Source organism: Enterococcus sp. DIV0840 (assembly GCF_050527835.1).
GTDB lineage: Bacteria > Bacillota > Bacilli > Lactobacillales > Enterococcaceae > Enterococcus_L > Enterococcus_L ureasiticus.
Genome location: NZ_CP172876.1, coordinates 906,097 through 930,051, shown reverse-complemented (window position 1 = coordinate 930,051; position 23,955 = coordinate 906,097). Strand labels below are relative to the sequence as shown.

General features: G+C 36.8%; 28 protein-coding genes. 1 reads left to right on the top strand and 27 read right to left on the bottom strand.

All coding sequences use genetic code 11. The annotated features are described in order from the left end of the window. Position 1: 1 nt before the first annotated feature. The 14 genes from IGL98_RS04390 to IGL98_RS04325 all read right to left on the bottom strand — a co-directional run bounded on the left by IGL98_RS04390 (position 2) and on the right by IGL98_RS04325 (position 12,540). On the bottom strand, positions 2-1,069 hold the full coding sequence (locus IGL98_RS04390) for a DUF916 and DUF3324 domain-containing protein (protein ID WP_206911629.1): 1,068 nt from the start codon (positions 1,067-1,069) through the stop codon (positions 2-4). Between the two features lie 127 nt (positions 1,070-1,196). Further along, complete coding sequence (locus IGL98_RS04385) at positions 1,197-1,934, bottom strand: WxL domain-containing protein (protein ID WP_206911630.1); 738 nt, start codon at positions 1,932-1,934, stop codon at positions 1,197-1,199. 63 nt (positions 1,935-1,997) lie between these two features. After that, positions 1,998-3,878, bottom strand: coding sequence for a hypothetical protein (locus IGL98_RS04380; protein WP_242590085.1), 1,881 nt, complete (start codon positions 3,876-3,878; stop codon positions 1,998-2,000). Beyond that, on the bottom strand, positions 3,796-4,200 hold the full coding sequence (locus IGL98_RS04375) for a hypothetical protein (RefSeq protein WP_242590086.1): 405 nt from the start codon (positions 4,198-4,200) through the stop codon (positions 3,796-3,798). The genes IGL98_RS04380 and IGL98_RS04375 overlap by 83 nt, the downstream gene beginning before the upstream one ends. A 528-nt stretch (positions 4,201-4,728) precedes the next feature. Next, positions 4,729-5,775, bottom strand: coding sequence for a type I restriction endonuclease (locus IGL98_RS04370; protein WP_206846866.1), 1,047 nt, complete (start codon positions 5,773-5,775; stop codon positions 4,729-4,731). A gap of 152 nt (positions 5,776-5,927) precedes the next feature. Next, entirely contained in the window at positions 5,928-6,647 is a 720-nt protein-coding gene (locus IGL98_RS04365) for a YebC/PmpR family DNA-binding transcriptional regulator (protein ID WP_010760465.1), read from the bottom strand. Positions 6,648-6,740: 93 nt separating this feature from the next. Then, the gene (locus IGL98_RS04360) at positions 6,741-7,910 is read right to left on the bottom strand and encodes a nucleotidyltransferase (protein WP_206911631.1); all 1,170 of its coding nucleotides are present in this window, start codon (positions 7,908-7,910) and stop codon (positions 6,741-6,743) included. A 126-nt stretch (positions 7,911-8,036) separates the two neighbouring features. Then, positions 8,037-8,774 (bottom strand): class I SAM-dependent DNA methyltransferase, encoded by a 738-nt coding sequence (locus IGL98_RS04355; protein WP_069645496.1) that lies wholly within the window; start codon positions 8,772-8,774, stop codon positions 8,037-8,039. Between the two features lies 1 nt (position 8,775). Beyond that, positions 8,776-9,114, bottom strand: coding sequence for a ribosome silencing factor (rsfS, locus tag IGL98_RS04350; protein ID WP_034682970.1), 339 nt, complete (start codon positions 9,112-9,114; stop codon positions 8,776-8,778). A gap of 188 nt (positions 9,115-9,302) precedes the next feature. Then, the gene (gene yqeK, locus IGL98_RS04345; protein ID WP_206911632.1) at positions 9,303-9,905 is read right to left on the bottom strand and encodes a bis(5'-nucleosyl)-tetraphosphatase (symmetrical) YqeK; all 603 of its coding nucleotides are present in this window, start codon (positions 9,903-9,905) and stop codon (positions 9,303-9,305) included. Next, positions 9,895-10,539 carry a nicotinate-nucleotide adenylyltransferase gene (locus tag IGL98_RS04340; protein WP_206846863.1) on the bottom strand — a complete coding sequence of 215 codons (645 nt, stop codon included), beginning with the start codon at positions 10,537-10,539 and terminating at the stop codon, positions 9,895-9,897. Before IGL98_RS04340 ends, yqeK begins: the two co-directional genes overlap by 11 nt. A gap of 18 nt (positions 10,540-10,557) precedes the next feature. Further along, a complete protein-coding gene (yhbY, locus tag IGL98_RS04335) occupies positions 10,558-10,869 on the bottom strand; it encodes a ribosome assembly RNA-binding protein YhbY (protein WP_206911633.1) in 312 nt (103 codons plus the stop codon). Positions 10,870-10,900: 31 nt separating this feature from the next. Then, positions 10,901-12,016 (bottom strand): ribosome biogenesis GTPase YqeH, encoded by a 1,116-nt coding sequence (gene yqeH, locus IGL98_RS04330; RefSeq protein ID WP_206846862.1) that lies wholly within the window; start codon positions 12,014-12,016, stop codon positions 10,901-10,903. Continuing rightward, positions 12,013-12,540, bottom strand: a complete 528-nt coding sequence (locus IGL98_RS04325; RefSeq protein WP_069645502.1) for a YqeG family HAD IIIA-type phosphatase — start codon at positions 12,538-12,540, stop codon at positions 12,013-12,015. Before IGL98_RS04325 ends, yqeH begins: the two co-directional genes overlap by 4 nt. A 225-nt stretch (positions 12,541-12,765) precedes the next feature. On the opposite strand from IGL98_RS04325, the gene IGL98_RS04320 reads away from it, so the two are divergent. Then, positions 12,766-13,158, top strand: a complete 393-nt coding sequence (locus tag IGL98_RS04320) for a VOC family protein (protein ID WP_206846861.1) — start codon at positions 12,766-12,768, stop codon at positions 13,156-13,158. Positions 13,159-13,216: 58 nt separating this feature from the next. Here the strand turns inward: IGL98_RS04320 and IGL98_RS04315 are convergent, their stop codons facing one another. From IGL98_RS04315 to IGL98_RS04255, 13 genes are all read right to left on the bottom strand, one after another. Then, positions 13,217-14,002 carry an acetyl-CoA carboxylase carboxyl transferase subunit alpha gene (locus IGL98_RS04315; protein WP_206846860.1) on the bottom strand — a complete coding sequence of 262 codons (786 nt, stop codon included), beginning with the start codon at positions 14,000-14,002 and terminating at the stop codon, positions 13,217-13,219. A 2-nt stretch (positions 14,003-14,004) separates the two neighbouring features. After that, complete coding sequence (gene accD / locus IGL98_RS04310) at positions 14,005-14,871, bottom strand: acetyl-CoA carboxylase, carboxyltransferase subunit beta (RefSeq protein ID WP_206846858.1); 867 nt, start codon at positions 14,869-14,871, stop codon at positions 14,005-14,007. 14 nt (positions 14,872-14,885) lie between these two features. Then, entirely contained in the window at positions 14,886-16,256 is a 1,371-nt protein-coding gene (locus IGL98_RS04305) for an acetyl-CoA carboxylase biotin carboxylase subunit (protein ID WP_206846855.1), read from the bottom strand. A gap of 7 nt (positions 16,257-16,263) precedes the next feature. Beyond that, positions 16,264-16,683, bottom strand: coding sequence for a 3-hydroxyacyl-ACP dehydratase FabZ (gene fabZ / locus IGL98_RS04300; RefSeq protein ID WP_010765898.1), 420 nt, complete (start codon positions 16,681-16,683; stop codon positions 16,264-16,266). 2 nt (positions 16,684-16,685) lie between these two features. Beyond that, positions 16,686-17,180 carry an acetyl-CoA carboxylase biotin carboxyl carrier protein gene (accB, locus tag IGL98_RS04295; RefSeq protein ID WP_206846853.1) on the bottom strand — a complete coding sequence of 165 codons (495 nt, stop codon included), beginning with the start codon at positions 17,178-17,180 and terminating at the stop codon, positions 16,686-16,688. 1 nt (position 17,181) lies between these two features. After that, complete coding sequence (gene fabF, locus IGL98_RS04290; protein ID WP_206846852.1) at positions 17,182-18,417, bottom strand: beta-ketoacyl-ACP synthase II; 1,236 nt, start codon at positions 18,415-18,417, stop codon at positions 17,182-17,184. Between the two features lie 25 nt (positions 18,418-18,442). Further along, complete coding sequence (gene fabG, locus IGL98_RS04285; protein WP_206846851.1) at positions 18,443-19,180, bottom strand: 3-oxoacyl-[acyl-carrier-protein] reductase; 738 nt, start codon at positions 19,178-19,180, stop codon at positions 18,443-18,445. A gap of 3 nt (positions 19,181-19,183) precedes the next feature. Then, positions 19,184-20,113 carry an ACP S-malonyltransferase gene (gene fabD, locus IGL98_RS04280; protein ID WP_206846850.1) on the bottom strand — a complete coding sequence of 310 codons (930 nt, stop codon included), beginning with the start codon at positions 20,111-20,113 and terminating at the stop codon, positions 19,184-19,186. Positions 20,114-20,400: 287 nt separating this feature from the next. Next, entirely contained in the window at positions 20,401-21,357 is a 957-nt protein-coding gene (fabK, locus tag IGL98_RS04275) for an enoyl-[acyl-carrier-protein] reductase FabK (protein ID WP_206911634.1), read from the bottom strand. Between the two features lie 185 nt (positions 21,358-21,542). Beyond that, the gene (locus tag IGL98_RS04270; RefSeq protein ID WP_010760445.1) at positions 21,543-21,767 is read right to left on the bottom strand and encodes an acyl carrier protein; all 225 of its coding nucleotides are present in this window, start codon (positions 21,765-21,767) and stop codon (positions 21,543-21,545) included. A gap of 50 nt (positions 21,768-21,817) precedes the next feature. Next, positions 21,818-22,777: a beta-ketoacyl-ACP synthase III gene (locus tag IGL98_RS04265; RefSeq protein ID WP_206846848.1), complete on the bottom strand. Its 960-nt coding sequence runs from the start codon at positions 22,775-22,777 to the stop codon at positions 21,818-21,820. Positions 22,778-22,791: 14 nt separating this feature from the next. Continuing rightward, entirely contained in the window at positions 22,792-23,232 is a 441-nt protein-coding gene (gene fabT / locus IGL98_RS04260) for a fatty acid biosynthesis transcriptional regulator FabT (RefSeq protein ID WP_206911635.1), read from the bottom strand. Positions 23,233-23,710: 478 nt separating this feature from the next. After that, positions 23,711-23,941, bottom strand: a complete 231-nt coding sequence (locus tag IGL98_RS04255; protein ID WP_069645514.1) for a YkuJ family protein — start codon at positions 23,939-23,941, stop codon at positions 23,711-23,713. Between the last annotated feature and the right edge of the window lie 14 nt (positions 23,942-23,955).

The window sequence follows — 23,955 nt, the reverse complement described above, 5'->3', positions numbered from 1 at the left end:
CTTATTCAGGTTTATCTAGGGTCTTTTTTAGATCTTCATATTTTTTCTGCTCTTTTTTCATTTTTTGGTTAAAATAATAAGTGATCCCTAAAATTACTACTAGAATCACTGCTCCTATCCCAACAACAATCGTCCACGGAAATTGATTTTTCTGATCAGGAGGTAAATTGGTAGCAGTCGCATTGTATTTTTTTGCCTCTTTTTCTTTTATTTCGAATTTTCTTTCCCAAGTCCAATCTTTATACCCATCATTGGCTTTGATCTTAACGGTGTAATTTCCCGCAACAAATGGTTGGTTATTTAAGTCGATTTTGTAATTAAAATTCGTGTTTGGCTCCATCGTTAAGGATTCTTGATGGTTTTCATAACGAGGTTTTGTCTCATCTTCATAGTAAAGTTTAGCATCCACTTGTAGTTTTTTGATCATTGCAGCTTTTTTATCTTGAATATTCATTATAACTGCATTATTACCATTTAATTGTGTCGCTTTGACTTCATTTAACACTAATTCCGGCTTGACTTCCTTGTCTGTCTCGCTTAGCAAAACTCCCACAACATAAGAAAAACGATTACCAACTGCCAAAGCCCCTTCACTTTTTGATTCTTTCGCTTCTTTTTGCTCAAAATAAAGACCTCCTAAAACATAGCCATCAAAAGAATCTTTTGGAAGATTTATAACACATTCAACGATTTTATTTGATTTTTTTGGCAGAATGATCTCTTTAGGGATCGAGGCAATTTCACTAAATGTAAATGTTGCTGACGAATCCTTTTTTGTATCATTATAAGAATAATCAACAACACCGTTATCATTTGTGATCGCGGCATTTGCTGAAGCATAAACGGTAATATCCTCATCTGTATCATTTGTTAGCTCTACGTTAATTGTCTGAGTCTCACCTGGCACAACTCTTAAATCAAAATAACTGATTTCCTTACTACGCTGGTTCTCTGGTAAAATTGCTTTAACACTAAAATCGATTTCACTAGCATGGCCGACTGATCCGATAGTGAATGAGAACAATAAAAAAATAATAGCTAATAAAAACATCGATAACTTCTTATTCATAGTTGAAGCTCCTTTATAACAACTTATAATATACTGAAAAGAACACTATTCATAAAAACAGGTTCTTTTCAGTATATTAACTATATGATCACGTTATGCTAAATCCTAAAATCAGATAACTTATCTATTACAGTGGACTATCATTCAATGTCCACGTCAGGGTCGTCTTATATTGATCATTTGCAACTTTTGTTGTTGCATTAGGCACGGTCAATTTGACCCCTTGTGCTGCTCCGGCTCCTGATCCAAATGCTAGTGTCCAAGTTCCAATTCCTGTAGAAAGTGCTGCCGTAGCCACGGGAGAAGAAGCTGCACCGGTAGGATCTAGTGCTACAGGAACCGTTATCGGTGCTAGTGCGATCAATTCAGTAGAGTTTGGAGTTGCAGCCACTAAACTCATTTGAGCATTCGTTAACACAGCAGGTGTGCTATCAGCTGTTTGAAATTGACCATTTTGCTTAACAGTAAGTTTCCAGCCAAGATTTAAGCCGCGTTTATCCGTTACTTGAACATAGTTAGGAACACTGATCAAAGTAGAAAGTGAATTTTGAACTTGATCCGGCTGAGCATAATACGTTGCATCTGCGGTTTGAATCACTTTAGTACCAAAATGAAAATTAGATACATAATCCAAACTCAATGGTCCACCAGTTCCTGGTTGATGAGGGTCCCCTGGGTTAGGAGTAACGGGCGAAGTAGGATCTGTTGGATTGACGGGTGGTGTTATAGTTGTATCTTGAGAGAAACTAATATCTGCATTTGACGTTAAAGCCCCCACATTAACTGCTTCTCCAACTGCTCCTCCAAAATAACCAAACGAAATAAGTACAGCAACTGCAGACAAAGAACCAATGATCTTTTTCATGTTTACTTCCTTCTTTCCATTTTTATTTTAACTTCTTATTTTTTTTAAGAAGCAAAACCCAGATTATAAAGGAGCGTCTGATAATATCCATTGTAGTTGTGCGGTATACGATTCATTTACATTAATATTTACACTAGGAGTAAGATTTAAAAACACACCATTTTGCTGATTCCAAGAAATAACGACATTATTATTATTGGGAGAAGTGTACGCATACACTTCTGAAGCAATGGCCGTTATTGGCTTATCTTGACCATTTTTTCGATAAACAAACGCTTGATGGATTGTTTTGTTTGTTGTTGTGGATTTCATTGGCAAATTTTCTCTAACAAGCAAGTGCCATTGACTTTTTGCTACTCGACCGTCAGCTACAATCAAAGAAGTATCTACTATAATTGGACTATACGTCGTTATTTTGGTCGGTACAGGTATACTTTTAAACGAAATTTGTTGGGGTGATTGAACAAAGCGTAACGTGCCGTCTCCTACTGAGATCGAATTTGCATTATTTTGCGGTGGAATTGCTGTGTTGCCACCATCTGCTCCGCCAACACTTGAAAAAGGCAACGATTGTCCAGTCATATTTTGAGCGACCACTCCTGTATACTGCAGTTTAAAACTCGTATTTGGTTGCGTAAAATTATTTATAGGAAGAGTATTTTGATAATACCAATATTGCATATTTAAATTAGAGTCTGTTAAAAGCTGCGTTCCTAAGACTGGTGTCTGTACACCTGTATTTGAGGTTCTAGTCAACGTTACTGGACTTAGTTGTGTTATTCCATTTGGAACATACGCTTTTAGCAGCTGCTGACTCCAAGTTGAGGGCTGATTAGTCAACGTTGTTGTTAGCGTATAACGAATTGTTTGTCCTGTAACAACAGAAGAAGCTGCTTCCCAATTACCTTGTGCATTCAGTCTTTCAATCGTCTGTACAATTGAAATTGCTGGCGATAAATAGGGAATCGTTTGATTGTAACTTGTGCTCGTCACTAAAACCAAACCAGTTCGGTTACTTAACCCTTGAACCGATAAACTGACCGTTTCTCCACCACTAAACATCGGCAAATTGGAAAATTGAAAACTGCCATTTGCATTTAGTGGCGTAGTATATATCGTTCCTGCATTTATTTGTAGGGCTACTTGGTAAGTTCCTGCAATTGTTTGTACGGCAGTCCCCGAAAGTTGAGTAGATCCAGGCGTTGCTAGGCTAGATGTTACTGGTTGGATTGGCCAACTCACAGTTTGTGTGGCAAAAGCTGGGCTTTGGATATAATTACTTGTTGTCTTTGATTGCGCAATAATAAGTCCTGAAACACTATCCCCATATTGCAAAGGTGAAGCTAAAACTGTGCTGAAATTTCCAGATGCATCCACCGGTATACTACTAATTATTATCGGAGCAGATGTTCCATCAGAACGCGTAATAGTCAATTGAACAGTATAAGTATAAGCACTATTTTGAGTTTGTAGGATTTTACCGCTCACAGTCGATTGTAAATTTAGCAGTGGGCTATTTAAAATAGGCGCTGTGACATTAGGAACACCTGTCCCTATCGACATTGAGGGCAATGCAATAACACCTGACTGTGAAACATTTCCTAAAACTAAATTTATAATATTCAAGCCATCCGTTGATGAACCAAAAACCCCTTTGATAGGGTAGTTTACACCATTGCTTGCAGGGGGAATCGTGATACCGTTTTGATACAAAGCTGCTACGTCAAAACTAAAACTAACTGCCCAGCGGCTAAGACCTAATAGACTTACAGCGTTAGTAGGAAATGTGACATATACTGAATTATAAGTACTACTATACGCCAAAGAAAATCCATGTGTAGTATCGTGAATATCATAAGATCTACTTCCAACGAGTGCAGCAGGAAGCGTAGCTGTTCCTGTAAGTATTGATAAAAAAACTCTGTTGCTTTGCTGTATTGCCATTGATCTGATTCGCTATTTCAGCGGGTAACTGAAGCATGATTATAGGTTGTCCACCTAAGGATAGATCTAGTGTAGGTGTATAAGTATACGTCATTGTGATAATTGATTGTCCAGTACTGCCAGTTGCGTAAGTTCCACTAAGGGCCCCTGACCCCACAGTAACCAAACGTTCTTGGATATCCCTTATCATCTCAGGTTGCTCATCATCCATCACAACTTGTTCATTCACTATTTCATCTTCTGCAAAAACGTGATACCCATCGATCTGTAACACGCACAACATCAATCCTACTAAAAATAGAAATAACCATTTACGTTTCACACTGACGCCCCCCCCCCATTGACTAGCTAATATTTAGTAGATTCAGCATTCGATACTATCAAATAATAAAAAAATATAATTTCAAAATTATTTTTGTGTAAAAAAAGGAACAACAATTCTTTCGTTACATTGATTCTATACTGCGGCTATAATAAAGTAAAATATTTACGATTGTTGTTTTATAGTGATTCGTTTAAAACTAGTGAACAATAAAACATAAATCACTTATCTGTTGAAAGTTTAATATAAAATTGATTTATTTTCTTGTTGATAACTAAATTCTCAAAAATTTCGTTATAATTCGAAATATTTGAGAATTTAAAACAAAAATGCTATTATATTATTGTTCTTAGTTTTTTCATATTGTGTTTCCCTTCATATAGTGTGTGTATGAAGGGTTTTTTGTATTCATAGATAAGAAGAAGAGCAAGTTCTAACTCAAAAAAGTTAGAACTTGCTCTTCAAAATAAGGGTCAAGCGATTCATTCCTATTTTTTATAAAAAGATGCTAAATGTTCAGGTATTATTTTAGAAACCTTCAACGATTTTAATTATCTCTTTTGAATGATTTGTAATATCAATTGGGCTGTTTATTTCAAAAATGGACCTACTTGAATTATTTAGCTCAATTTTCATTCCTGAACCAGACGTAAAGAATCTTAATACCCATTTTCTAATATTGTCGTCAATTAATACATTAAAATAACTTTTATTGTCCCTATAAAAAATTCTATCTAAAACTACTGTATCTTTGAGGATAAGCTTAACTATAGTATAAGCCTCCAACTCCTCTGGTGTAGTAACTATATCATCGGAAACATCTTCCTGAATTACCTCTTCTTCTTTAACCAAAACAGAAGTATTAAGAGCTGCACTCAATTTATCATTAACTTTCTCATTAATAAATTGATTTAACCCTTTTTTTATTAGAGGTTTAAACTTATCTAGAGTTGCCTTTGTTTTTACTCCGCCATAAATTTCACCAACAAAGTATTTTACAAATTCTTCAGAAGGTTCATTTAATTGAGCATTTAAAAATGACTTCAATTTATTTAAATATTTTAATTCAGAGGCACTATTAGTTATTTTATCAATATCAAAATTGTCTTTATGAAATTTAGCAATTTCAGGTATCTGACTATCTTTTAAATTCGTAATATCAATTGTCAAAAATGGTGAAGAATCCATCTTATTTGGTTCTTCTAAATCAGTAAAGAACTTATATATTTCTCCATTTGTGAGTATACCAAATTTGGATGTTGTTGTTCCAAAATATCTAAATAATTGTGAGTCATGTTTCGTTAGTGGTTCAGTGATAGATTTAGCTTCAATCAACATAGTCGGCACACTATCTATTACAATCGCATAGTCAACCTTCTCACCTTTTTTTATGCCTACATCAGCTGTAAATTCTGGTACAAATTCAATTGGATTGAAAATATCATAACCTAAGATTTGAAAAAAAGGCATTATAAGTGAAGTCTTTGTAGCTTCTTCAGTTCCTATATTATCCTTTAACTTTACAACTCTTTTGCCGATAGCTTTTAGGTCATCTTTGAATTTTTCTAATTCCACTTCTCATTACCCCACTTCTTGATATAGTATTTTTACAATAATATTATATCATATCGGTATCTCCTAATCTATGAAACTTTCATTTGAAATGGTTACACTCGTTTTTTGAAAATCAAAAAAGAACCCTTAATAAAATAAGGATTCTCTCTTTCTTATTCTCCTAAATCAACGTTATGATAAACCTTTTGAACATCATCAAGGTCTTCTAAAACATCGATCATTCGTTCGAATTGTTCTAAATCTTCTCCAGTTAATTCTACATCATTTTGTGCAATCATTTCTAGTTCTGCTACTGAAAATTCTTCGATACCTTTTTCTTTTAGCACTTCTTGCACTGCATGTAAATCTTCTGGCTCTGTATAGACAATGATTTGCCCTTCTTCTTCTGTAACATCACGAACATCGATGTCTTTTTCCATCAAATATTCAAGAATTTCATCAGCATCATCACCTGCAAATCCAATCACACCTGTATGATCGAACATATAAGCTACAGCTCCGCTGACACCCATATTTCCACCATTTTTACCAAATGCCGCACGAACATCTGAAGCTGTACGGTTTACGTTATTTGTCAAAGCATCAACGATGACCATTGAACCATTTGGCCCAAATCCTTCATAACGTAATTCAGAATACTGCTCATCGCCAGATCCTTTAGCTTTTTCGATTGCTCGATCGATGATATGTTTTGGAACATTATATGTTTTTGCGCGCTCGATAACAAACCGTAATTTCTGATTTGCTTGAGGGTCAGGATCACCCGATTTCGCTGCTACGTAAATCTCAATTCCGAATTTTGCATAAACTCGGCTGTTATTTGCGTCTTTGGCAGCTTTTTTCTCTTTAATATTTGCCCACTTACGACCCATATTCTCACTTCGCTTTCATTCATTATTATTTTCGATTGTAGTGCCTTTCTTATTATACTTGGCAAACGGACTTTTGTTAAGTGTTTTTTGCTTTTAAGAGATACGAATTGGAAAACGACCGAAACTTTGTTCTGAAACACGGTGATTACCTAATTGATAAAGCTGATTGCTACGGATATCTAATGCTAATTGAGACTTTAAACTCTTGGACATTTTTGTAACAAGAGGCAATGCTAGATTCTTCTTTTCTTCTTGCAAAAAACGTTGCCCTTGCTCTGTGAAACCGAGAACTTGTAAATGGCTTTGATTCCAAGCGTTTTCTATTTCCTGTTGTTTCACATTATTTAAAATGTAAGTCGCCAGTCGTTGCAAGCGCGTCCAGGTATAGCGTTTTGTTTTTGCCTGTTCCATAAAAACTTGAAAAGAATCAGAAGTCTTAGCCGCTTCTTGTAGGCGATATTCGATGCCTTCTTTCATTTGGTAAATTCCTTTTAATTCAGTGATCGAGCTGCTGATCAACTTATATTTTAATAAAGGCCAATAATCTTCCCAAGAAACAGTAGCTGAATTCGCCAAATCGATTGCTACTTGCGCTGGCAGTACTTGTTTGATTTGATCTAATTGCTCTGAAAATACAGCTTTCCTAATTGCAGTAGCGCTAGCAAACTCTTGATATATGTTGGTATCATGATAGCCTGCTTGTTCTCGTTTCAAAGGATACAACCTCATCGGCTTTTCATAAGCGGCATTTTCTTTTGCATAACTTAACCCTAAAATATGATTAGGCGAAGAAAAATCTAACCCGCTATTTGGATAAAGCTTACGAAAAACTTCTGTCATCTGCTGTGGATAACTCATACCATTATTTTTGATTTGTTGATACGATTGATCGATTTCTGTTTGGTTCTTATTCACAAAATCCCCAAACAGTTCATAATCCATCTCAGTCTGATTATCGGTACCAAAGGATAGTGCGTCACATTGTAAAGCCTGAAGCAGCTTGATTCCACCTGCCGCAAAATAATCTGCTGATTGCACAGCATAAGCAAACGGTAATTCAATAACTAGATCGACACCGTTATTCAATGCTTCTTTGGCTCGTGTCCATTTATCGATAATCGCAGGTTCCCCTCGTTGCAAGAAATTCCCACTCATCACAGCAATCACAACCTCTGCACCACTCATTTTTCGTGCCATCTTTGCATGGTACAGATGTCCATTATGAAAAGGATTGTATTCCACAATAATACCGCAACTTTTCATCTTTATTCTCCTTCATCCAGATCATTTCTATTAGAACTCCATCATACCATGTTTATTTTATTACTGAAACAAAAGAAAAATGAGCAGGCAAAACTTTAAAAAGTTCTGCTCCGCTCATTTTTCAAACTATTTTTTACAAACAAAAAACCAGCGTTTGCTTTCTTCTGTTGGTGCGTCATCCGTAAAATCTGCATAGACGGAAACATCTATAAAACCAGCACTTTCTAGCATCATCAAATAGTTTTCCATTGTGTAAGTACGTTCTTGATGTAGTTCATCTTGACGGATAAATACTTCGTCACTTTCATGCTCTTTTACAAAGAACGTTAGAAAATGTTCAATACTATGCTCTTTTTCACCAGGATAACTATCCCATAAAAAGGCAAATTCTTCTGTTTGGTAATGGTAACTGTATTCAGGAAACACTTTGTCTACTTGATAAACAGAATGGACGTCAAAAATAAAGACGCCTTCTTCTTCTAATGCTTGATAGACATCATCAAATACTTGTTGGACTTCCTGACGATTGGCCATATAGCACAGCGAATCGGAAAAACAAGTAATCGCATGATATTGCCCCATTTCAGATAAATCCATCATGTTACCCTGGACAAATTGAACATGAACCTCTTCTTCTGCCGCACGTTTACTAGCCATCATCAACATTTCCTCTGACAAATCTAAGGCGGTAACAGTGAAGCCAGCTTTAGCAAAATTCACAGCTAAAGCGCCAGTACCGCAAGCCATTTCTAAAACATCCATTTTACCTTCTGGTAGGTGACGCTTAGAAAACTCTAGCCACTGATCGTAAAGACTATCATCCATTACTTCATCGTAAACAAAAGCAAATGTTTCATATGCCATATTACTCGACCCAAGCGTGAAGATCGACCATTGGTGCATCTGACCAAAGTTTTTCTAAATTATAAAAGCCGCGTTCTGCTGATTGGAATACATGAACAATAATATCACCTAAATCGATTAACACCCATTTACCGCCATCTTTTCCTTCGATACGTTTTACTTCTACATCTGCTTCTTCCTCTTTTTCAATAATTTCTTCCACAATGGCATTGATTTGACGTTCACTTGTAGCTTGGCAAATCATAAAGTAATCTGCTAAAAGTGATATCTCATGCACATCTAAAGCAACAATTTCCTCTGCTCGTTTTGAATCTGCTGCTTTTACAGCGATTTCTAAAATCTGTTGACTATCTATGATGGTTTCCTCCCATAATTTAATTAAAATTTTTAATTTTTTCTAACTTAGAGCTAAACGCTTTGTTCAGCTTTTCCTTGATCCAGCCTCTCAAAGCAGCTCTTGAGGAAATTAGACAATCTTCACATGGAACAATAAACGTTCCACATTCAGATTCCTAAATTTCTAAAGAGCTACACGCTTTGTTCAGCTTTTCCCACAACCCAATAATTATATGTCTCAATTGTTTTGGGATAAATTTTTTGTTCTTGTTCGATAAGATGCAGTAATGTATGCTTTGTTTCATATGCAACAGCTTCATCCAAATCAACCAAAGCTACTTTCCGTGCTTCTTTTACGCCAGGAAAATTGCGCCCTGGTTCAATATAATCTGCAACATAAATGATTTTATCAAGCAGACTCATTTTAGCAGCACCTGTCGTATGCAAACGAATCGCTTCTAAAATCTCTTCATCCTCTATGCCTAGTTCCCTTTGAACCATACTGGCACCAACAAGACCATGCCAAATTGCATTGCCATAATTTAGTAAATCCTGATCATAGCCGTCTCGTTTGATAATCAATTCAAACTCTTCATCAGGACGTTCTTTGGCGTAATCATGAGTCAATGCTGCAATACTTGCCTTTTCTTTGGAAGCACCGTATTTAGCGGCTAAAGCTACAGCCATTTCTTCCACACCTAAAACATGTTGAAAGCGCCGTTCACTCATATGCATCTGGACTTCCTGCATCAATTCTTCGCGTTTAAACGCCGTATATTTTCCGCTAAAATCCATCTACATACAGCCCCTTCTCTTCTATATAGTGTATCACACTATTAGGCAATAAGTAGCGCGTAGAACAACCATTTTTGATTTTTTCCCGAATCATCGTTGAACTAATATCCATTTGGGGAACATCTACCCAAATAATCGGATAGGGTGAAACAGTTCCATAATGTGGACGACGGATACCTACAAAATTAGTCAATGTCATCAATTCATCGATTTTATGCCACTTTGGTAAATATTCTACCATGTCTCCGCCAATGATAAAATAGTAATCTGTATCTGGATTGTTTTGTGTTAAAGCTTTCATCGTGTCATAGGTATAACTTTTTCCCTTACGAAACAACTCGATGGGTTCAACAGCTAAATTAGGATTATCAGCAATTGCAAGTTCCAACATTGCTAAACGGTGTTTACTATCGATCGTCTTTTTTTCATCTACATGAGGCGGTAAATAAGTAGGCATCAAATAGACTTTGTCCAACCCAAGCTGTTGTTGCACTTGGTCAGCCATCACTAAATGAGCCAAATGAACTGGATTAAAATTTCCGCCTAAAATTCCTACCTGTTTACGCTTTTGAAAAAGCTCTGCTTCTTCCACAATTACTTCTGCTTTTAATGCTGCATTCGTATTTGTCCCCATTTTTCTTACCTCCAAGTTTTAAATTATTTTAACTTCTTTAGAGATTTTTTGATATTTTTCATTAGATGATGGTTTAAATAAAACTAATACACGGCCAATGATTTGAACGATATCGCAATGAATATCTGCCTTTAATGCTTCTGCTACATCTTCAGCAATCTCATCGGTATTTTGTAGTAATGTGACTTTGATCAATTCACGTTTTTCCAACGCTTCATTAATTTGTACCACCATCGCAGAATTCAAGCCGCCTTTACCAATTTGAAAAATCGGTTGTAAATGGTGCGCTTGACTACGTAAAAAACGCTTTTGCTTTCCTCTTAAATCCACTAATTTTCCTTCTCTCTGTTCTCACTTATGATTAAATCAACGCTTTTCTTCTTAAAACATCTACGCCTTTAGGTGCAAAGCCAGCAACTACACACGGTTCTGTTACCGTGATCCACCCAAGTCCGGCAAATACGATATCTGTTTTTTCTTTGATCGAAAATTCAAAACGAACCAAATCAGGAAAATCTGCGACTTCATCTAGACGTGGCGGTTGTAATAATCCACCAACATGTTTTTCATAAAAAGCATCTGCTGTCGCTGATTTAGTACGATGAATCGATAAATCATTTGATACATAGGCAATAAATGAACTACGTTCCCCTTGAACAAAATCAAAACGAGCTAAGCCACCTAAAAATAGCGTTTGTTCAGCATTCAACTGATATACTTTTGGTTTGATTTCTTTTTGTGGCGCAATGATTGTTAAATCTTTTTTACCTAGGTAATGCGCCATTTGATGACGATGAATGATCCCTGGTGTGTCGATCAAAAAATGTCCATCATCCAAAGGAATTTCAATTTTATCTAATGTCGTTCCTGGAAATTGCGACGTTGTGATAACATCTTGAACGCCAGCAGTCTGCTTAATGATTTGATTGATCAACGTTGATTTCCCAACATTTGTCACACCAACCACATAAACATCCTTACCGTCACGATATTTTTCGATCGTTTCAAGTAAGTTTTCCATTTCATGAGGTTTCTTGGCACTAGTCAGTAAAACATCAACGGGACGTAAGCCTTCTTCATGTGCTCGCTCTCTCATCCATTGAATCATTTTAGGTTTCTTTAATGATTTTGGGAGAATATCGACTTTGTTTCCTACCATCAATACTGGATTATCCCCAATAAAACGATGTAGTCCCGGAATCAATGAACCGTTAAAATCAAAAATATCGACAACGTTCACGATCAAAGCGTCTTCTTTACCCAGCTCATTTAATAAACGTAAAAAATCATCATCTGTCAAATGAACATCTTGAATGTCGTTGTAATGTCTTAAACGAAAACAGCGTTGGCAATAAACTTCCCCTGTCTCCATCCCCTTCTCAAAAGCAGCCTTTGGCGTATAGCCTAGTTCATCTGGCTGAGCTGTTTGAATGATTGCACCACAACCGATGCAATGGATTGCTTCTTGCTCGCTCATTCTAGTCCGCCTTTCCATATCATATCTGGATGTTTCTTCGCTAAATGTTTCATGATTTTTCGTTCAAAGAATCGATTGATTCTAGTATTCCATCCATCCGTGTCAACTATAGGACGAACTAAAATATTCCTGATTCCGGCAGCATTAGCTCCTCGAATATCAGTCATGATCTGGTCACCGACCATTACTAACTCTTCTGGTTTCATATTTAATTTTTTCTCTGCTTCTCTGAATCCTCTTGTCGAGGGTTTCAACGCTCTAGATACATATTCTAGATCAAATTTCTCAACTGCGCGTTTTATGCGGCTGGATTTATTATTTGAAACGACCACAACTGGAATTCCGGCATTTTTCATTTCCAGAATCCATGTCAGTAATTCTTCGGTCCCGTCTGGATTATCCCAAGCAATCAAGGTATTGTCCAAATCGGTCAATACGGCTTTGACCCCTAATTTTTTTAATTGGTTCGGTGTGATTTTATAAATCGCATCAACCATCCAAGTTGGTTTGAATTTTGAAAACATAGTAACTCCTCTCATCTTCACGATGAACTTTTTCATAGTGAAAGGAGTACTAAGCTAGCACTCCTCCAATTTGTATTATACTGCATTTCCCTAAAAATTTCTATAAATGCTTATCATAAGTTTTCATAAGATTCAATGACGAGCAAATGACAGAGCAAACATGATTTTGTCTCTTTAACAAATTTTGTGATAAACTTTTTCAAACCAATGAAAAGAGGAAACCTAATGACCGTTAAAATAGAAAAAGCTTCCCTCAATCTTTTTGTACCTGACACAGAAAAAGCAATGACACTTTATGAAAAAATATTCGATGCAAAGAAAATAGAATTAACTACTACAGACACAATGAAATCCGGTCGTTTCAGTATTGGAGAAAGCCTCTTCGCTTTAGCCGATGAACAACCAGAAAATGGTGGTAAATCACCTTTGACCTTAAAAGATACGCCCGTTTGTATCCAATTGATTTGTAATAATGTAGAAGAACTTGTTGAAAAAACATTAGCTGCAGGCTGTATTTTAGAAATGCCTATTACTGTCGTACCAAATAAATTTAAAGTGGCAAATATCAAAGATCCTTTTGGTTTTGTTTGGTCAATTTCAGAAGTTTATACTAATTGATAATAATACAAGAAAATGGAGCAAGCCCCAATAAGCTTGCTCCATTTTCTATCGTTGTTTAATATTTACGAAAACGCTGATAACGATTTTCCAACAGCACATCTGTTTCTAATTGAGATAGTTCAGAAAACTTACTAATAAGTGCTTTTTGAATCATTCGATTGATTTTCGGTTGTTCCAATACTTCACCGTTCATTTCTTCTGGAATCACTCGATCAATAATCGTTAATTCTTTTAATTCTGTCGCAGTGATTTTCATTAATTCTGCTGCTTCTTTAGCCCGACTACCGTCTTTCCATAAAATCGAAGCAAAACCTTCTGGTGAAAGTACTGCATAAATCGTATGTTCCAACATCCAAACTTCATCAGCTAATGCAAGAGCTAATGCACCGCCGCTTCCGCCCTCGCCAATAATAATGGCAATGATCGGCACGCTTAAATCAGACATCTCTATCAAATTTCTAGCAATTGCCTCACCTTCACCACGTTCTTCTGCCTCAATACCGCAATATGCTCCTGCTGTATTGATAAACGTAACAACTGGACGGCTAAATTTTTCTGCCTGCTTCATCAAACGTAACGCTTTACGATAACCTTCTGGATGAGGTGCCCCAAAATTTCGTTCGATATTTTCAGGTAAGTTACGTCCTTTTTGAATCCCGACTACCGTCACAGGTTTGTCTTCCAACGTTGCAACACCACCAACTACGGCTAAATCTTCTCCAAAGTAACGATCCCCATGAAATTCCATAAAATCATCAAAAATTGCAGCAATATATTCTAACGTCGTATAACGATCCTGTGCACGAGCTAAGGTGACAATATCATTAGCAGTTTTTTCCATCGCTATTTCCACCCTTTCATCGTATGAATCTTTATTAATTTACTCAATGATTCCCGCAATTGATTTCTTGGAACAATCTTATCGACAAATCCGTGATCCAGTAGAAATTCTGCTTTTTGAAAATCATCCGGTAACTCTTGACGGATCGTCTGCTCAATCACTCGACGGCCAGCAAACCCAATCAAACTTTGCGGCTCGGCTATTATAACATCACCATCCATCGCAAAGCTAGCTGTAACGCCACCTGTTGTGGGATCAGTTAGCACTGTGATATAAAGCAATCCTGCATTGCTATGACGTTTAAGCGCACCAGAAATTTTAGCCATTTGCATTAGAGAAAAAATCCCTTCCTGCATTCTTGCTCCACCTGAGGCAGTAAAAATAATCACCGGTAAATGTTGTTCCGTTGCTCGTTCAAACAGACGAGTAATTTTCTCACCCACAACGGTTCCCATGCTTCCCATAATAAAATTAGCATCCATCACACCGATACCGATCTCTTGATCATCTATCTTAGCTTTCCCAGTTAAAACGGCTTCATGTAATTCTGTTTTTTCTTGCATCTTGGCAATTTTATCCAAATAGTCTGGAAAATCTAAGGGATCTTTCGTAACTAAATCTGTATCCCACTCTTCAAAACTCTTCTCATCTACCGTCAATGCAAGTCGTTCCCATGCACCAATTCTAAAGCTATAACCGCAATAAGGGCAGACTTTTTCTGCCCCCATATCTTTTGTATATAGCGTACGTTTGCAACAAGGACATTTAGCCCACATGTTATCTGGAACTGCAGGTTTTTTTACAGAAGATTGGTCGCCCGCGCGATTCGGATTGATTCGAATGTAGTTTTTCTTTTTAAATAAAGCCATACACCTGCTCCTTTTTAATTATCGCTTTCTGGTTTCCAATTTGGTAAAAATGTTTCTTGTAAAAAACTCGTATCATAATCGCCAGCTAACACATTTTTATGAGTAATCAAATCTAGCTGAAATTCTGAATTTGTGATAATACCATCTGTTACGATTTCGTTTAGCGCCCGCTGCATTTTCATCAACGCATCCATTCGATCATTGCCATGGACAATCACTTTAGCGATCATCGAATCATAAAAAGGTGGAATCGTATATCCTGAATACATGGCACTATCTACCCTTAATCCCATTCCTCCGCTTGGAAGCAACAAGTTTTTGATTTTCCCAGGAGAAGGAGCAAAATTAAAAGCAGGATTTTCAGCATTGATTCGGCATTCGATTGCATGGCCTGTGATCGTAATATCTTCTTGTGTGTATGGTAATTCTTCACCAGAAGCCACTTTCAACTGTGCTTTAACAAGATCGATTCCCGTAACCATTTCTGTAACAGGATGCTCAACTTGGATCCGAGTATTCATTTCCATAAAATAAAATTCACCCGATTTATCCATCAAAAATTCAATCGTTCCAGCATTTTCATAATGAACGGCTTCAGCTGCACGTACGGCCGTTTCACCTATTAACTGACGTTTCTCAGGAGAAATCGCGATTGATGGCGATTCTTCAAGAACTTTTTGATTATTTCTTTGTAAAGAACAATCACGTTCCCCTAAATGAATCACATGCCCATATTGATCACCTAAAATTTGAACTTCAATATGACGGGCTGGATAAATAATTTTTTCTAAGTACATATCATCATTGCCAAAAGCCGCTTTTGCTTCTTGCTGTGCTGAGGTAAAATGTTGGGGTAGTTCTTCTTTGCTCATTACTTTTCGGATCCCTTTACCACCACCACCAGCTGCTGCTTTCAACATAACTGGGTAACCGATATTATCGGCGATCGTTAAAGCTTCTTCAACAGAACTGATCACACCAGTACTTCCGGGAATAACTGGAACGTTGGCTTTTTGCATCAATTCACGTGCATTGATTTTATTCCCCATCGCATCAATTGTTGCTGCTTTTGGGCCAATAAATGTAATATTGCATTCTTCACACATTGCCGCAAATTGACTGTTTTCAGATAAAAATCCAAAACCAGGATGGATTGCTTCAGCATTGGTCACGATCGCTGCACTTAGTACACTCTGTACATTTAAATATGAATCGGCCGCTTTCGCTGGCCCAATACAAATAGCCTCATCTGCAAGCTGTGTGTGTAATGCTTCTTTATCTGCTTCGGAGTATACCGCAACGGTCTGCACACCTAATTCACGACATGCTCGAATGATCCGAACTGCGATTTCTCCTCTATTTGCAATTAAAACTTTTGAAAACATAGCTCACCTATCCAATCATAAAGGTCAATTCTGCTTCCGCTACTTTTTTCCCGTTCACAGTCGCAGTTCCTTTGCCGATGCCGGCTATTGATTTTACTTTCATAATTTCTACTTCTAACATCAACGTATCACCTGGAACAACTTTTTGTCTAAATTTGGCTTTATCGATACCGCCAAAATAGGCTGTCTTGCCTTTAAAATCAGGCATAGACAATAATGCTACAGCTCCTGCTTGAGCAAGCGCTTCAAGAATCAAAACACCTGGCATAACAGGTTCTCCAGGAAAATGGCCTTGAAAAAAAGGTTCATTGATCGTAACATTTTTCTTTGCGATAACTTTTTCACCCACAACGATTTCTTCAACTGTATCTAACAGTAGGAAAGGATAACGATGGGGGATAATTTCTTTGATCTCTTCAATATTCATCATTACACTCCCTTAGATACGCGGAAAAGTGGTTGATTAAATTCAACAACATCTTCATTTTGTATCAAGACTTCTGTAATCACACCATCAACTGTTGCCGTAATCTCATTCATAAGTTTCATCGCTTCAACTATACAAACGACATCCCCTTTTTTCACCGAATCCCCAACTTGTTTAAAGTTTTCTTTATCAGGTGCCGGTTTCAAATACACAATACCCACGATTGGCGAGATGATTTCTTCTGTGTTTTCTGGTTTTGTCTCTGCTTTTACAGTTTCATCAACTGTTTCTTTTACTTCGATCGTTTGACTCGTGATCTCTGTTGCGCCTTGGTTCGTATTTCTCTCAGCTACTTCTTTTACTTCACCCGAAGATGCTTTTTGTGACACTTTATTTTTATTCATGTAAAGACCAAACGAACCTTCTTTAAGATCAAATTCAGTTAATGTCGATTCGTCAAATTGCGTTAATAATTCTTTTACTTCATTGATATTCATCTTAATCCTCCCAACGTTTTAAACAAAGTACTGCATTATGACCACCAAAGCCGAAAGAATTTGTTAGTGCATAATCAAATTCATGTTTTTGACTTTCATTTGTGACAATATTAATTTCGATGGCCTCATCAAGTTGATCAATATTGATGGTTGGTGGAATAAATTGGTGCTGTAATGCATTCAATGTTGCAATTGCTTCAATACCACCAGTTGCACCTAACGCATGACCAGTCATACTTTTCGTACTGCTGACACGAACATTTTTAGATGCTTCTCCTAATGCGGTTTGAATTGCTTTAGTCTCTGCAACATCATTTGATGGTGTACTTGTTCCATGAGCATTGATATAACCAACTTTGGCAGAATCAATAGCAGCTTCTTCGATCGCTAATTTTATCGCTTTGGCTGCACCACTTCCGTCTGGTCTTGGAGAAGTCATATGATACGCATCACAGTTTGATCCATACCCAACGATTTCACCTAAAATTTTAGCTCCTCTTTTTTGAGCATGTTCCAAAGTTTCTAGAACTAAAATCCCAGCTCCCTCACCCATTACAAATCCACTGCGGTCTTTGTCAAAAGGAATCGATCCTCTATTTGGATTTTCCTCGGAAGTAACAGCTGTTAATGAAGCAAAACCTGCAATCCCGATTTCTGTAATTGAGGCCTCAGTTCCTCCCGCTAGTATCACATCTGAATATCCATGTTTGATATTTCTAAAAGCTTCACCAATCGAATTATTCGCCGTAGCACAAGCAGTGACTGTTGCCGTACAAGTTCCTCTTGCTCCAACACGCAAAGCAATATTACCTGCCGCCATATTGCCAATTGCCATTGGTATAAATAAAGGCGCTACCCTTTTAGGACCTTTTTCACGCATTCGAGTCACTTGATCTTGAATCGTTTGAAGTCCGCCGATACCAGAACCTACCATAACACCAAAACGGTCAACATCTATTTCTTCGATATCTAGTTTACTCATTTCCATCGCTTCTAAAGACGCATAGATACCAAATAAGGAAAATAAATCCATCCGTTTAGCATCTTTTTTTGCAAAGTACTTATCAAAAGGAAAATCTTTTACTTCTGCAGCTAATGTAATACCCGTTTCGCTTGCATCAAATTTAGTAATCGGACCAATCCCGTTTCTTCCTGTTTGTAAACTTTCTAAAAAGGTTTCTGCATCGTTCCCGATAGGGGATGCTACACCATAACCTGTAATAACTACGCGATTCATTCAACCGCTCCTTTCAAACTTTTAATTAGCCATGCATGACTAAACCACCATCTACATTCAAGACCTGCCCTGTAACATATGGACTTTTTGCCAAAAAGATAGCAGCATTTGCAATATCTTCTACTTGACCAAATTTTTGTAAGGGAATTTGCTGATTCATTTGTTCTTTGACTTTATCAGATAAAACATCTGTCATCTCAGTTTCGATAAAACCTGGTGCAATGGCATTACATGTGATTCCACGTGCAGCAACTTCTCTTGCCACTGACTTTGTAAAACCAATGACTCCCGCTTTACTTGCAGCATAGTTGGCTTGACCAATATTACCAATCAATCCGGAAACACTAGACATGTTGATGATTCTTCCACTGCGTTGTTTCATCATTCGTTTGATTGCTTGTTGTGTCATATTGAATGTTCCAGTTAAATTGATTTGAATGCAACTGGTAAAATCTTCTTCTGACATTCTCAATAATAATTTATCATTCGTGATTCCTGCATTGTTGATTAGGATATCGATCGAACCTAAACCATCTATTGTGGCTTGGATCATTTCTCCTGCTGATTCAAAACTGCCGATATCTCCAGAAATACCTATGCATTTAACACCAAAAGATTCTATTTCCGCGATTAATTCAGAGCTGATTTCTCCACGCCCATTAAGTACAACGTTTGCCCCTTCTTTAGCAAAAGCTAAAGCAACAGCTTTACCAATTCCTCGTGTGCTTCCTGTAACAAATACGTTTTTTCCTTTAAGTTCCATTCGTTACCTCCCGTTTAAAAGAGCTTCAGTTTCAGATAGTGTTTTTTCATCTTCAACACGAGCTGTTTTCATTTCTTTATCAATCTTCTTAATAAAACCAGTCAATGTTTTACCTGGTCCAACTTCTATAATTACATCAACATTCATTTTTTTGATTGTTTCGATACTATCAGCAAAACGAACAGCAGACATTACTTGTTTTTCCAATAATCTTTTTATTTCTGTTTGCTCCATTACTTGTGCTGTAGTATTACTGATCACAGGAATCGTCATTTCTGCAAAATTTATTTTTTCTAGTTCAATCGCTAGTTTTTCAGAAGCTGGCTTTAATAATGCGGTATGAAAAGGACCACTTACTTTTAAAGGAATCATCCGCTTCACACCTGCTTCTGTTAATAATTCCACCGCTTTATCAACTGCAGGCGTTTCTCCGCCAATCACGATTTGCTGAGGTGTATTATAATTTGCAGGAGAAACGATACCTAGGCTACTTGCCTCTTGGCAGCATTTTTCAATCAATGAACGTTCAGCATTCATCACTGCAACCATTTTACCAGTACCAGTTGGTGCAGCTTCAGCCATGAACTTGCCTCTTTTAGCAACTAATTGAACGGCTTCTTTAAATGAAATCGCACCACTAGCCACTAGCGCACTATACTCTCCTAAACTTAGCCCTGCCACAATATCTGGCTGATAGCCCTTAGATTGTAAAAGACGATAAAAAGCAATACTGACGGTCAATATGGCTGGCTGCGTATACATCGTTTCATTTAGTTGGTCATTTTCAGTAAAACAAAGTTCTGCCATATCGTACCCTAGAACATCACTCGCTTCTTGAAATGTTTCTTGAACAATACTCTCTTGCTCAAACAATTCCTTGCCCATGCCAATATACTGAGCACCTTGCCCACTAAACACAAATGCTGTTTTCATTACTTTACTCCTTACGTTAAAAGCTAAATGAGCTGTTTAGTCTCGACGGAAAAATAGGAACACATGAATGAGGTGCTCTTCACCTCATTCATGTTTTATATTTTTTCTGAGAGACTAGCTCATGAAGCTAGATAGTTTTAAAAGCGCAGCAAGCTCGTTCAGCCTTGACAGAAAAATAGCAAAACATGATTGAGGTGTGTTTTACCTCATTCAAGTTTTATCTTTTTTCCGAAAGGCTAGCCTGCGAAGCTAAATATATTTAAAATTCATCATCAAAAGACACTCTATTACAACCAGCGACTACATTCAGCTGCCATAACTTCTTTTGTCTCATTAATATATGATTCAATAATTTCTTTTGCTGTTTCTTCTTTTTTTACAAGTCCTGCAATTTGTCCAGCCATGATCGATCCATGATCCACATCACCTTCTACAACTGCCTTACGCAAAGCACCCTGCCCTAATTCATCAAATTGAACAAGATTTGGCTCCTTCTTTTTCAGTTCGATTTTTTCTAATCGATCATATTCATTGGTCAACTTATTTTTGATTGCCCGCACTGCATGTCCAAAATGTTGACACGTAACTGTTGTATCTACGTCTCTTGCTTTGATGATTCTAGCTTTATAATTTTCATGTACCGTACATTCTTTTGCGACTAAAAAACGTGTGCCAACTTGAACAGCATCTGCTCCTAACATCAATACAGCTGCCATTCCACGACCATCGCCAATACCACCTGCAGCAATTACTGGAATTGTCAATGCGTCTACAACTTGCGGTACAATACTCATTGTTGTTAATTTGCCAATATGTCCCCCAGCTTCCATTCCTTCAACAACGACTGCATCTGCTCCTATTTTTTCCATTCGGGCACCTAATGCAACTGAAGGAATCACTGGAATTACTTTAATATTATGTTCTTTAAAACGAGCCATATATTTGCTAGGATTACCCGCGCCTGTTGTAACTACTGGTACGTTTTCTTCACAAACTAAATCCACGATGTCCTGCGCAAATGGTGAAAGTAACATAATATTGACTCCAAACGGTTTATCTGTGATTTCTTTGATTTTTTTGATTTCAGCTTGAACGACTTCTTTAGGCGCATTACCACCTGCGATGATTCCAAGCCCACCAGCTTCAGAAACAGCTCCTGCCAAAGAAGCATCTGCAATCCAAGCCATGCCGCCTTGAAAAATTGGATATTCAATTCCGATCAGTTCACATATCTTTGATTGCATAAATTACATCCTTCAAACTATAGAATAATTAATCAAAAAAGGACTGGAACAAAACTCTGTAAGTTTAGTACCAGCCTTTCTAATTCCAACGAGCAGTGTTAAAAAGCCAGGCTCTTCAGCAATTGTTGAGAATCGCACAGAGCCTGGCTCATCCAACTTTTTATTTTACCTAATCGCTATGATTATTATGCTTTTTGTTTTTCTACATATGTTACTAAATCTTGAACTGTTGTAATACCATCTTCAGATTCGATTTTTATATCAAAAGCATCTTCAATTTCATTGATGATTTGGAATAGGTCTAAGCTATCCGCATCTAATTCTTCTTGAATGTTTGTTGTTAATTTTACTTCCTCAGGTTCTTTACCTAATTCTTCTACAATAATTGCTTGAATTTTTTCGAATACCATGTGTATATTCCTCCAATAATTTTCTTTTTTTAGTTTATATAGTTACAGTTTTACAGCGTTAAGAGGATCGAACCCCACGTTAAACCGCCGCCGTAGCCTGTTAACACAATTTTTTGTTTGGAGCCTAATTGAAGCACTCCTTTTTCTACTGATTCATCCAGTAATAACGGGATGCTTGCAGCAGAGGTGTTGCCGTTATGTTCCATATTTGTGAGAAATTTTTCTCTTGGAACTTTAAGTTTTTTCGATATTTTTTCGATGATACGTTTATTTGCTTGGTGTAACAATAGATAGTCTACATCATCTTCTACAATTTCCCGAATATTGTTCGTTACATCATTCAATGAAAAATCGTAGATATCTCTACCTGCCATTTGTAGATAACCAGAGCTTTCAGATGTTCCAGTATAAAAAGGACTCTTGTTTTCTAAATAACCAGAAGTTAATGATTTAGCTCTTTGTCCATCAGCTTGCAGTTTTTCGTTTAAAAAATGCTCTTCATCACTTGCTTCTAATAATACACCAGCTGCTCCATCACCAAATAATACAGCCGTACTACGGTCATCCCAATCAAGGACTTTAGATAATGTTTCACCGCCGATGACCATACCAAATCTCTTTCCAGTACGAATCAATTTCTCACCCATACTTAATGCATAGACAAAACCAGTACAAGCTGCGCTGATATCAAAAGCAAGCGCCTGAGTAGCCGAGATACTACCTTGAACAAGGCATGCTACTGAAGGGGTGCCGTAATCTGGTGTCATAGTTGCCACGAGGATAAAATCCAAATCTTCAGCATTCTTCCCCGATTTTTTTAATAGCTTTTCAGCTACCTTAATACATAAGTCCGAAGTATTTTCGTTAGTAACAATATTTCTTGAACGTATACCTGTTCGACTAGAAATCCATTCATCAGAAGTATCCATCATTGTCGAAAGTTGATCATTGGATACTGCATTTTCAGGAACATAACGGCTCGTACAAGTTATTTTTGCATGTTGATTCATCTTGGTCCTCACTTTTATTTATATTCCTTTAAGAAATCATGAAGATTCTTCAATGCTTTTAATAAAGCTTGTTCTTCTGCTTTATCCATTCCGCTTAAAATTGTCTTGACCATTTCTCTATGGAAATGCTGATGAACACGAAAAAGTAATTTTCCTTTTTTGGTTAGCCCTAACTTAACTACTCGGCGATCATCTTCACTTCGTATGCGTTCAACATAACCTTTTTTCACAAGATTATTGATTGCTACGGTCAATGTTCCAACAGTGATCGATAACTCTTTGGCAACTTCCGAAGAAGTCTTTTTCCTATACATTCCAATTGCTTCGATTGTGTGCATTTCAGTAATGGATAAGTCATTGAATTGTGATTTCTTCAATTCAGATTCTTCAATCGTCAAAATATCGTTAAAGACACTGACAAGATAATCATTGACTGTTTCTAAATTAGGTTCCATTTGTGTGCACCATCCATATACTTTGATTATCAAATCATTTGATGTTCAAACTATATCGCATATAAAAAAAGATTGCAAGTAAAATATTTAGTTTTTAAATTTTTCTTAATCAAAAAATGAATCGAATTAGTTAGTTTTCCTTGATAAAAAGGGAAATTCCGACTTAATATTTTCTTTTTACTTTTGAAAAATGTTTAACCATTTACATTGAATTTAGTATCATTTATTTTGCTTTGAACATCAAACTATTTTTTATTTCCAATAAAAAAGATTATGAGCAGGATTTTGTCACCCCCCTCCTTCACTTATGTATTGTGAGCAAACAAGAATTCCCAACAGCCATACAACCTATCAAGACAATCTTTCTTGAATTAAAAACTGCATAAATAAAAAAATCCTGTGGCGTACAAATTTGTACGCCACAGGATTTTTGATTATTTTTATTAATTTTGTTAAATACTTACTGAAATTTACTTGATTATTGAATTAAATCATAAATTTCCATCGCAACAATATCAATATTATCAAATTGATAGCTTTGTTGAGAATCAGTTTCCGTTAATTCAAATGTTTCAGTTGATTTATCATACGTTACGATACATTTTTCTGCACCTTCGCGTTCAAAACGACGAACTTGAATTTCATTGTCTGTTGCTTCAATCATCGCTTCAAGTCGCTTGATAATCGCCACAAGTTGTGAATGTTTCATAAATGGGCCTCCCT